This window comes from Anabaena sp. AL09 (assembly GCF_001672255.1).
Taxonomy (GTDB): Bacteria; Cyanobacteriota; Cyanobacteriia; order Cyanobacteriales; family Nostocaceae; genus Dolichospermum; species Dolichospermum lemmermannii.
The window spans coordinates 25,595-36,034 of record NZ_LJOQ01000021.1; the positions used below are offsets into that span (position 1 = coordinate 25,595).

Below are 10,440 nucleotides of genomic sequence, written 5' to 3' on the forward strand. Positions count from 1 at the left end.
GTAAGTATTGATTGCAGTAATTTTAATATTTAAACATGAATAAACTCTGACTTCGACGACTCATTCAGGACTGTTTTTGGAGTAAGAAATTTAGTAATCTCCGTTGCAATAGCGTAAGCAACTGGTGGAGGCACTGAATTAGCAATTTGCCGATGCTGATCTAGATACCTAACTTTACCTGAACGACCTCGAACAGGACCTTTCAGGAAATAATTATCAGGATATCCGTGAATACGCATATATTCGCGTGGAGTAAGATATCTATCTTCAACAGGATGAAAGAAAATTTCTCCACATCTTAGAGTTAGTGAAGGTTCAGAAAAAGAAAGCCTACGAAATTTAGTTGTATCTTTCTTTGTCAGATTGCATCTTTGAGTTTCTGGAAGATGCAATTCTTTAGCCAAGAAAGAACCTTCCGGTACTCCATGAATACGCCTTATATCTCCGGCTGGTGTAATATCTATATGGCTATCTTCCGGTTGGTTATTTTTATCTTTTGAAGGACTACCTAATCCTTGTATAACTTGTCCAACTGTGACATATTGATTGAGAGGAAATAACGAAAACTGATTGTCTAACTTTTCGTGAGTTGGCAACGGAAAATCAAAATTTTTCCCTGTTTCTATGGCAATCATAAAAACTCTTTCTCTAACTTGAGCTACACCATAGTTAGCTGAATTAATAATTCTTACTTTTAATCTATATCCCAATTCTTTTAACTGGCTTGTGATAGCTTCACAAACACCTCCAACTTTACCAGATTTATCCTGGGCTTTCAATAAACCTTTCACTTGCTCAATAACAATTACTTTAGGCTTTAAAGCTTCTGCAAATCTAACAAACTCAAATAGAAGCAAACCGCGATGATCATTTAAAGAGCCATGCTTACCAGCTTGAGAGAAACTTTGACAAGGACTACCACCAAACAATAAGTCTAACTCACCAGATTGTAAGTCCAAATCCTTCATTAGTTGAGATGGTTGAATTTGCTTGATATCTTTCTGAAGAAGAGCAGTTTTCAGACATTCTCTCTCAATAGCACTTTGTAAAGTTTGGTAACAGTAGGGATCAATTTCAATACAAGCTAATATATCAAAACCAGCTTGACGAACACCAATATCCATCCCACCGGCACCTGAAAAAAGAGATAAAGCAGAAAACATATGAATTAGTGTTATTATACAGATATTTGTTATTTTGTAATACTTATATGAGGATCAAAATAATTTTGATTCTCTAAAACTGTTCATGAATGGGTATGTAAAAAGAAATTAATTACTGTACAATTAATTCCAAAATTTCACACCACTCAGCCATCCTACCATACTAAACTAGTATTGATTCGCAAGAGTAATTTTTGGACAAAAGTTTATTCTTTACTGATTGCTGTACTAGCGCGATTCATCAGCAAACTAATTTGGTATAACAGGTCAATAACATCACCTTGCAAATCAAAGAGGTAGAATCTATGTTAGGAATAACGCTCAAAGAAACGCGAGTTTATCGGGAAATTAAAGAGGAAGGACGGGAAGAGGGACACAACTGGGAAATGGACTTTTACAAGATTAGGGAAAAACTAAATGTGTAATGGTAAAGCGCAGTGCTAAACCCCTACCTAGTAGTTCGTCAAATTTATTTTGACGGGTAATGATAGGAAAAAACTTCTGTTTTTCCCTCTCCTACTTCCCCTGCCCCTCTTCTCCCCCTGCTTGCCTTTACCCGTCATCTTTGGATTGACAGACTACTAGAGAATCACACGATTAAGCCATTTTGAGGGCAATTAATCAATTAGCGCGAAGCAACTTGTGGATCTGCCCAAATGCTACCTTTTTCACCAAAAGTCACAGCCTGATCACCTTCTGCCGAGATATCTACAGTTCTGCCATCATTAGCTACTTGTAACAAAGGCCAATTTTCTTCACCTAATTCACCAGCACGGAATAATACATTATTAGGCTGCTTTTTACTCCAACCTAACAAAATAGCTATTTTTTCGTGATCATCTTGTGATTGTACAGGACTAACCACATTGAGATTATCCTGTTGACGATTCCAAATTACAGCCTGATCTGTAGCATCTGCTGTATTAAAAATAGCCACAAACTTACGGGCGAGAAAGCGATCGCCTTTTTCAGACCAGCTAACAGGCACTAATACCCCAATTTTACCATCATTATCCCCTTGTGCTGACGAAATTGCCTGTCTTTTTAACAGGGGATCAATCACCACACTGGTTGATGTCATCACCCGTAACCGCTTAGTTTGTTTATCTTCCACAAACAACACGCTATTAACTCGGCTATTGTGCATTTCCGGTTTTACTTCCATTTGCACCCGACTATAAATCGCATATTTGCCATCAGGAGAAATCACCGGAATACTCCGATAGTAGCGAACACCAGAACCACCTTTAGCACCAATCGCTTCCTGAGTAGCCAGAATCCATTGCCAAGGTATCGGATGGGGACTACCTATAGGGTCAGTCTGTGCCATTTCCGACTCATTTGGCCGTTCACTAACAGGTATTTCTCCATTTTTAGGAGTAACTGTTGATATTGCTAATTCTTGAGATTGAGAATTCCCACTGACTGGAGAATTTAAATCAGTTTCTTCTTTGGCATCTTTTAATTTTTGAATTAAATTAGCTTGATTAATAGATGTCTTGCTTTGAAGTTGTGCAACATTAACTGATGGTACAGTTTTGCTAACAACATCATCCCCCAGTTGAGAATTTTCTCTTTCTGCCCCTGAAATAACTATATCTTTTGGTAATGACTGTATTCCTTCACCAACAAGTATTTTTCCTGTGTGAGAGTTAACTTGAGCAAATTGTAAACTTAACTGCCTCGTAGCAGCACTTTCTGCCAATTTTATCTGAGATCTGCTATTTTTCGCCCTACTATTTGCTACTTCTGATTGTTTCGCTAAGGTAGCATGAATAGACATTCCCAGGAAGGGTGAAATTACTATAACAATGGCAATGTACTTGAAAAATGGTTTAACACGGAACCATTCTGACACCAAAAGGGGTTTAAGCATGATGAGACTCTCTAGGGGCAGTTGCTAAGTGCGGGCAGTATCTATACAGGAATGGAAAAAGCTATGTCTATATGTTTACCAACAAACCAAAAGCTTCGACGAGATAATTGATTCAATTAAGTGGAACATAGATGAATTTTTAATTGACTAAAGCTAGTAGCCAAGATTTAGATATGCTCTTGCTCTTGAAAACATTCTTAGCTAAAGCCAGTTTAAAATAAGATACCCTGTTTATAGCCAGACAAACAGCTTTACTCAACTAAAACTTATCTATTGCTGGCAACTTGAGATTAACCGCTGCACAATCAACAATAAACAAAAACATTAAATTCATACACCCAACCTACAAACTGGAATTTAGACTCGTAAATGCTGCGATTAAGCAAATACAGTTTATTTTTAACTTGGGTAATTATTGAATAATTTTGATTTCGTAGAGAAATAACTGACTGCAAAACACAGCTAGACACACAAAAATCATCAATAGTAGATGCAAATGGCGATAGTTGAACTAATTACCGCAAGTATTATAATGTATTGAGGCTGTTTTCGCTGAACCAATAGTAAACACTATACCATCAAACTGCAAAAATTCCTTGCCTTAATCAAAAATTCTCAACATAATTCTATTAATATTCAGATGTCGCAGTTGTCAGTGATGAGGAACACACTTACCATTGATTAATGACTCATGACTCGTAATTAATAATTAATAAGTAATGAAAATAGTATTTTTTGGCACTCCTGACTTTGCAGTTCCCACTTTGGAAAAACTCTTAGAAAACAAGGATTTTCAGGTGATGTCCGTAGTCACTCAACCGGATAAACGTCGAGAACGAGGGAATAAACTGACACCTTCACCAGTGAAAGCCTTTGCTACAGATCATCATATTCCAGTATGGCAACCGGAAAGAGTTAAAAAAGATGTTGAAACCTTAACAAAACTCAAGCAGATAGAAGCAGATATATTTGTGGTTATTGCTTATGGGCAAATTTTGTCTAAGAAGATATTAGATATGCCTAAGCTAGGTTGTATTAACGTACATGGTTCAATTTTACCTCAGTATCGAGGGGCTGCGCCAATTCAGTGGAGTATATATAACGGAGAAAAAGAAACGGGGATCACAACTATGCTCATGGATAGGGGCATGGATACAGGGGATATGCTTCTAAAAGCGACTATACCAATTCAATTGCTAGATAATGCTCAGGTTTTAGCCGAAAAGTTGGCTATTACTGGTGCAGATTTACTCATAGAAACCCTATACAAACTAGAACGTCAAGAAGTTACACCGATTCCCCAAGATCATACCGCAGCTACTTACGCATCTTTGATTCAGAAGCCAGATTATAACTTGGACTGGGGACAAAGTGCCATCCAATTACATAATCAAATTCGCGGATTTTATCCTAACTGTACAGCAACTTTTCGCAACCAAGCATTGAAAATTACTGCTACTGTCCCCCTAGAAGATGCCTATATTCACGAGTTACCAGAGCCATTACCAGGAAAAGTTCATAAAATACCCAATTTGTCAACCATATCAGGACAGCCTGGAGAGGTAGTTAATATTACTAAAGGACTAGGAGCAATTGTCCAAACAGGGGTAGGTTTATTGCTATTGCGAGAAGTACAGCTAACGGGTAAACGTCCCCAGTCAGGATGGGATTTTGTCAATGGGACTCGGTTAACTGTCGGTGAGGTAATGGGTAATGGGTAATAGGTAATTAACAACGAACAACGAACAACTGACAACTGACAACTGATAACTGACAACTGACAACTAACTTTCATAGAACCGACAAGATTTACAAGGTCCTTCTGGATTAACTGCACAACGCATAATTTCTGAAAGAGCATTATAGTTACAGGTAGCATCACCTATAACCCAACGTCCTTCTACTAAACTTTTCTGTTCTGGTCTTTGGGCTTTTTGTACGTAAATAGCGATATTATGTAAACTATAGCGTCCTCCTTTAAGCTGATATCTATGGCAACGCTCTAAAACTACGTAGGTTTTTTCGGCAAAATCAAGATAATTTCCCGGTTGGGGTGTCCAATCAAGTTGTAATTTACCAAGAGACTGACGCGGATGTGTCAAAATTACCTCTGTCGGTAAGGAATTTAGCTCCATGATCAGTTTATATTATGTGATTTATGTATAGAGTATAGTATCGCAGTATTTTGGCTTCGACAGTAACAGCATCAAAATGGCAATTTCTCTACTTTGATCTTGTTGGGGATTCGTTGTAATATAGGGTTAAGAATTATAAATATTTTTTGTTAACTAACAAGTTGCAGGAATGTTTATAATTGATGCCTTTTAATTTTAACATTCTATGAGTAATGATAAAGTAGCTGTGAATTGGCAACAATTAATCTCATCTCCTGTAGTTGCTGATACAACCTCCAATTTTTTCGCAGAAATTGTTCAAGAAACTTTTGCTTTAACTCGTCGTCTGTTTATTCAACTCCAACGCCGTCCCTCTAGCCTGATAGCCGGGATTATTCAGCCTGTCATGTGGTTAGTTTTATTTGGGGCATTATTCCAAAATGCACCCACAGGCTTATTTGGTAGTACGACAAATTACGGACAATTTCTAGCAGCAGGTGTCATAGTATTTACTGCTTTTGCTGGGGCTTTGAATGCCGGGTTACCTGTAATGTTCGATAGGGAATTTGGCTTTTTAAATCGGTTGCTGGTTGCACCTCTAGCCTCACGCTTTTCAATTGTTTTTGCTTCTGCTATTTTTATTATTAGCCAAAGTTTACTACAAGCAGCGGTAATTGTGGCAGCAGCGGCATTTTTAGGGGCTGGCTTACCTGATTTTACAGGATTATGTGCGATCGCTCTCATTGTCTTTCTACTGGCTTTGGGTGTCACCGCTATTTCCTTGGGTTTAGCCTTTGCATTACCCGGACACATTGAACTTATCGCCGTAATTTTTGTCACTAACCTACCATTATTATTTGCCAGCACAGCCTTAGCGCCTTTATCCTTTATGCCCGGTTGGTTACAGGTTATTGCTACCCTCAACCCTCTCAGTTATGCGATTGAACCGATTCGCTATTTATATCTACACAGCAGTTGGGGATTAAATGATATAGTAATGCACGCCTTTTGGGGTGATGTTACCTTTGGGGGAGCGTTATTAGTGTTACTAGGTTTTGCATTAGTGGCTTTACTGAGTATTCAACCCCAACTACGCCGGAGTCTTGCTTAAAAATATATAAGGAGAAATTTCATGAAAAGACCATTTTTACCAGTTCACAAAATTATTGTTGCCACTATCGCCGGGATTAGCTTTGCTTCTATGCTAGTAGTAAAACCCACCTTAGCTGATACTAATCAACCCTTTGGTAGTTTAGAAAGTGATACATTAGGTCAGCAAGGCTATCGCAGTAGTAATCCTTTATCTGGCAATGGCTCAGGTTTCGATATGATGAACATGATTCATCAAGCACAAATGGGAACTATTCAATGGAATGCTGATGAACAAAATCAACAGCTAGACCTAGCCGCAGCCGCATTCAGGACTGCACAACAAAAACTTCTTCAGCCTCAACTAAAACAAAATCCAGGCACGTCTGCCATTATCCCTGGACAAAATCTACTTCCCTTACAGATTTTACCATCATCAGGTAAATAACACTTAAATGGGAAATAATGGGCGCAGACCCTGCGCCCCTATGGAGTTATACTAAACACGGGTGAGATTTAAACTTTTGCCAAATGACAAAGAACCCAGATGTGTAGGGGTTTAGCACTGCTAAACCCTTACGTTTAGAATCAAACAATCAAGCCGTTTTGAGTATACTTAATGATCAAAGTCCCAGTTTTGCTAAAACATCACTAGCTTGAGTAGTAGTGTTAACAGCAGCATCAACATCAATGATTTTGCCATTACCATCAATGATGTAGGTAACACGCTTGGCGTAACCACCACCATCAACATCATAAGCTGTAATTAGAGATTTGTCGGTGTCAGCCAAGAGGGGGAAATTCAGATTATATTTATTGGTGAATGCTTGATGAGAAACTTCATCATCAGCACTTACTCCCAAGACAACTACATCTTTGTCTTTGTATTCAGCTTGAGAATCACGGAAACTACAAGCTTGCTTGGTGCAGCCTGGTGTGTCATCTTTGGGGTAAAAGTAGAGAACTACTGTTTTACCAGCAAAATCAGATAATGAAATTGTATTGCCGTTAGTGTCTTTGGCGGTAAATGCAGGTGCGTCTGTACCAACTGATAGAGGCATAATTCACTTTGTCCTGTTTAAAAATCTTTATGCAATCAAGATTTTACAATAATTTACAATATTTAAATAACTTGCTTACGGAATATTCTGCCAAAGAGGTATTTATTTTCAAAGCATTGACAAAAAGCACAACTTAGAGTAATGAAAAATGTCTACTGTGGACTCCCCAAACCTTAAACCCTTAGTTTATACTAGTACAGCCCTAGAAAGAGCCGAGCGATCGCTAATCTGTTCGCCCTTCAACCTCAATTTGTTTATAGCCATGACTAGCCAAAGTATCCAACTAGGTGCTATAGCAATGGAGAAAGGAAATCAGCAAAGTTACACCAAGCAACCCTTATCAGAATTGACCTGTGAAAACGCTTTAGCCTGGTTAATTGATGTAGGAGTATTGCGGCGAGAAGTTGATGGACAGGGCATTACAGACAGTTTTCGCCTAACTCCCTTGGGTCATCAATTGATTGTCAAGTTAAAAGATCAGAAATTGCGTAATCCTTCCCTGAGCGATCGCTACAATGATTTTATGACTCGTTGGTTACGTTTACCCTTTTGACAGTTTGACCTCGTTCCTAGCCGGAGGCTAGGAATGCCAATGCTGAGGCTCTGCCTCATGTCACTAGCGGCAGAGCCGCCATCTACATTCCCAGTCTGAGACTGGGAACGAGATAACGAGATATGCAAGTTAAAAAAAATAACAGCTTATTTACAGATACACTACCGAATCTCAACATACTAAAATATCATTAAAAATGAAAGCAATCATGGTAGTGGGAACAACATCCCACGCAGGGAAATCACTGATAACCACAGCTATTTGTCGGATTCTTTCCCGGCGCGGCTTGCGAGTATCCCCCTTTAAAGGTCAAAATATGGCTTTAAACGCCTATGTTACCGCCAGTGGCGGCGAAATAGGCTATGCTCAAGCAGTGCAAGCTTGGGCAGCGGGAGTAGTACCCTTGGTAGAAATGAATCCAATTTTACTTAAACCCCAGGGGGATATGACATCCCAAATCATTCTTAAAGGTAAAGCCATAGGTAAAGTTAGCGCCACAGACTACTACGAACAATATTTTGAACTCGGTTGGCAGACCATCAAAGAATGTTTACAATACCTATCTACGGAATTTGAAGCCCTAGTTTGTGAAGGTGCTGGTAGTCCCGCCGAAATTAATCTCAAACACCGGGATTTAACTAATATGCGGGTTGCTAAACATTTAAATGCACCTACTTTATTAGTAGTTGATATTGATAGAGGTGGAGCATTTGCTCATGTCGTCGGCACATTAGAACTATTAGATCCAGACGAACGCGCCTTAATTAAAGGAGTCGTCATTAATAAATTTCGAGGACAGCGCTCAATTCTCGAACCCGGAATTAAATGGTTAGAAGAACGGACAGGTATACCTGTGGTTGGTGTTATTCCCTATTTAGAACAAGTTTTCCCAGCGGAAGACTCCCTAGATTTACTAGAACGCAAACCAGCAAAAGCTAACTCTGAACTAAACATTGCGGTGATTCGTTTACCAAGAATTGCCAATTTCACCGATTTTGATCCCTTGGAATCAGAACCATCAGTAACGGTAAAATACTTGCATCCTAAGCAAGAGTTAGGACATCCAGATGCAGTAATTATCCCAGGAACAAAAACCACAATTGCTGATTTAATTACCTTGCAAAAAAGCGGCATGGCAGAAGCAATTCAAAACTATGCAGCTTCTGGTGGCACGGTTTTAGGCATTTGTGGCGGTTTTCAAATGTTGGGGCAGTCTATAGCTGATCCAGAAGGAATGGAAGGACAATCTGGTAAATATCAAGGGTTAAATTTATTACCTATAAAGACAGTCATTACAGGTCAAAAAATTGCCCGTCAGCGTCAAGTTACTTCCAATTATCCCCAAGCGGGTTTACCTGTGACTGGGTTTGAAATTCACCAAGGGCGCTCGCGCATAGAAAACCCAGCAGATCAAAAATCCTGTCAACCCTTATTTGATGATGCTAATTTAGGGTTAGTAGATAGTTGTCAATCGGTTTGGGGAACTTATTTACATGGAATTTTTGATAATGGACCTTGGCGACGGGCTTGGGTAAATCGTCTCCGGCAACAACGGGGTTTGAAATCTTTACCCACAGGTGTGGCTAACTACAAAGAACAGCGAGAGCAAATGTTAGATTCTTTAGCTACTCAAATTGAAGAGCATTTAGACTTAACACAGTTTATATAGATTAAAATGTTTGTTAGTTCATCTGATGTGAGTTGAATCAATAAAAAGTTAAATAACCCCCATTTTATTGTTATAAATGGGGATTTAATTTTTGATTCGTACTTAATTTTGGCAAGGGGAGATTTAATTTTTCAATTGCATATATGTCACATATGTGATTCAAAATATGTGTTACAAAAAGATTATTTATAACTGAAAGATCACGGTTGTGTTTATAAATAACACATCTTACCATCTTATACATAAGTAGGGCTTGCTGAATAAACCGAAAACCTAGATAGATTAAGAGTTTCCCGGTTAAAAAAGTGAATTAGGTGCAAGGAATAAGGATTGAAACCATTCTTCTCTCCTTCTAATTCTTCCTCCTGACTCGGTGACTCCTGACCCGGATTTCTCACGAAAAGACTTTTTCAGCAAGCCCTAAGTAGAAATCTTTTGATCTAAGTTAAAATTTTGGTTAAACGTTCACTTTCAAAAATTTGATGAATACTAATAGCGATCGCTAGTTAACGCCAAATGCGATCGCTATTTTGATTAAACTTAATGAAATTAGGTTAAAATCCGAATATTGGCAATTTTAGGTATAAAAACTAGATTATGGCAAATCCAGAGCATTTAGCAATACTGAAGCAGGGGGTAGGGGTTTGGAATGAGTGGAGAGAGGAAAATCCAGATATAATACCTGACCTGACTGAGGCTGACTTGAGAGGGGCTAACCTGAGTGATGCTGACCTGAGAGATGCTAACCTAAGTAATGCTGACCTAAGTAATGCTGACCTGAGTGGTATCCTGTGTGGTGCTGACCTGAGTAGGGCTGACTTGAGAGGGGGTAGAAACAGCTTGATAATTTCTACCCATAACTATCCATATATTACTGTTTGTCCAAGTCTTCAATAAGTTGATCAACAAATTCCC

General features: G+C 38.7%; 10 protein-coding genes. 6 read left to right on the forward strand and 4 right to left on the reverse strand.

Translation table 11 applies throughout. The features are described from left to right. Nucleotides 1-29: 29 nt before the first annotated feature. Both AN490_RS03955 and AN490_RS03960 read right to left on the reverse strand, forming a co-directional pair. Nucleotides 30-1,163 carry a DNA cytosine methyltransferase gene (locus AN490_RS03955; RefSeq protein ID WP_271821644.1) on the reverse strand — a complete coding sequence of 378 codons (1,134 nt, stop codon included), beginning with the start codon at nucleotides 1,161-1,163 and terminating at the stop codon, nucleotides 30-32. A gap of 625 nt (nucleotides 1,164-1,788) precedes the next feature. After that, nucleotides 1,789-3,039: a hypothetical protein gene (locus AN490_RS03960; protein ID WP_300000194.1), complete on the reverse strand. Its 1,251-nt coding sequence runs from the start codon at nucleotides 3,037-3,039 to the stop codon at nucleotides 1,789-1,791. A gap of 719 nt (nucleotides 3,040-3,758) precedes the next feature. Between AN490_RS03960 and fmt the strand changes: the two genes are divergently transcribed. Continuing rightward, nucleotides 3,759-4,760, forward strand: coding sequence for a methionyl-tRNA formyltransferase (gene fmt / locus AN490_RS03965; RefSeq protein ID WP_300000196.1), 1,002 nt, complete (start codon nucleotides 3,759-3,761; stop codon nucleotides 4,758-4,760). A 63-nt stretch (nucleotides 4,761-4,823) separates the two neighbouring features. Here the strand turns inward: fmt and AN490_RS03970 are convergent, their stop codons facing one another. Further along, nucleotides 4,824-5,174: a DUF6464 family protein gene (locus tag AN490_RS03970; protein ID WP_015078422.1), complete on the reverse strand. Its 351-nt coding sequence runs from the start codon at nucleotides 5,172-5,174 to the stop codon at nucleotides 4,824-4,826. A gap of 205 nt (nucleotides 5,175-5,379) precedes the next feature. On the opposite strand from AN490_RS03970, the gene AN490_RS03975 reads away from it, so the two are divergent. Then, the gene (locus AN490_RS03975; RefSeq protein WP_300000200.1) at nucleotides 5,380-6,264 is read left to right on the forward strand and encodes an ABC transporter permease; all 885 of its coding nucleotides are present in this window, start codon (nucleotides 5,380-5,382) and stop codon (nucleotides 6,262-6,264) included. 21 nt (nucleotides 6,265-6,285) lie between these two features. Then, nucleotides 6,286-6,690 (forward strand): hypothetical protein, encoded by a 405-nt coding sequence (locus tag AN490_RS03980; protein WP_300000201.1) that lies wholly within the window; start codon nucleotides 6,286-6,288, stop codon nucleotides 6,688-6,690. Between the two features lie 175 nt (nucleotides 6,691-6,865). On the opposite strand, the gene AN490_RS03985 is transcribed toward AN490_RS03980, so the two are convergent. After that, a complete protein-coding gene (locus tag AN490_RS03985) occupies nucleotides 6,866-7,303 on the reverse strand; it encodes a peroxiredoxin (RefSeq protein ID WP_300000203.1) in 438 nt (145 codons plus the stop codon). 148 nt (nucleotides 7,304-7,451) lie between these two features. Here AN490_RS03985 and AN490_RS03990 point away from each other — a divergent pair, with 148 nt between their 5' ends. The 3 genes from AN490_RS03990 (at nucleotide 7,452) to AN490_RS04000 (ending at nucleotide 10,422) form a co-directional block, all read left to right on the forward strand. After that, entirely contained in the window at nucleotides 7,452-7,856 is a 405-nt protein-coding gene (locus AN490_RS03990) for an Npun_F0494 family protein (RefSeq protein ID WP_300000205.1), read from the forward strand. Between the two features lie 196 nt (nucleotides 7,857-8,052). Beyond that, entirely contained in the window at nucleotides 8,053-9,525 is a 1,473-nt protein-coding gene (gene cobQ, locus AN490_RS03995; protein WP_168696872.1) for a cobyric acid synthase CobQ, read from the forward strand. Nucleotides 9,526-10,122: 597 nt separating this feature from the next. Continuing rightward, nucleotides 10,123-10,422, forward strand: a complete 300-nt coding sequence (locus tag AN490_RS04000) for a pentapeptide repeat-containing protein (RefSeq protein ID WP_300000208.1) — start codon at nucleotides 10,123-10,125, stop codon at nucleotides 10,420-10,422. Nucleotides 10,423-10,440: the final 18 nt, after the last annotated feature.

Bases quoted from the DNA above. Each gene is read 5' to 3' on its own strand.
- cobQ (WP_168696872.1), top strand. From the start codon at position 8,053: ATGAAAGCAATCATGGTAGTGGGAACAACATCCCACGCAGGGAAATCA.
- fmt (WP_300000196.1), top strand. From the start codon at position 3,759: ATGAAAATAGTATTTTTTGGCACTCCTGACTTTGCAGTTCCCACTTTG.
- AN490_RS03975 (WP_300000200.1), top strand. From the start codon at position 5,380: ATGAGTAATGATAAAGTAGCTGTGAATTGGCAACAATTAATCTCATCT.
- AN490_RS03960 (WP_300000194.1), bottom strand. From the start codon at position 3,039: ATGCTTAAACCCCTTTTGGTGTCAGAATGGTTCCGTGTTAAACCATTT.
- AN490_RS04000 (WP_300000208.1), top strand. From the start codon at position 10,123: ATGGCAAATCCAGAGCATTTAGCAATACTGAAGCAGGGGGTAGGGGTT.
- AN490_RS03955 (WP_271821644.1), bottom strand. From the start codon at position 1,163: ATGTTTTCTGCTTTATCTCTTTTTTCAGGTGCCGGTGGGATGGATATT.
- AN490_RS03985 (WP_300000203.1), bottom strand. From the start codon at position 7,303: ATGCCTCTATCAGTTGGTACAGACGCACCTGCATTTACCGCCAAAGAC.
- AN490_RS03980 (WP_300000201.1), top strand. From the start codon at position 6,286: ATGAAAAGACCATTTTTACCAGTTCACAAAATTATTGTTGCCACTATC.
- AN490_RS03990 (WP_300000205.1), top strand. From the start codon at position 7,452: ATGTCTACTGTGGACTCCCCAAACCTTAAACCCTTAGTTTATACTAGT.
- AN490_RS03970 (WP_015078422.1), bottom strand. From the start codon at position 5,174: ATGGAGCTAAATTCCTTACCGACAGAGGTAATTTTGACACATCCGCGT.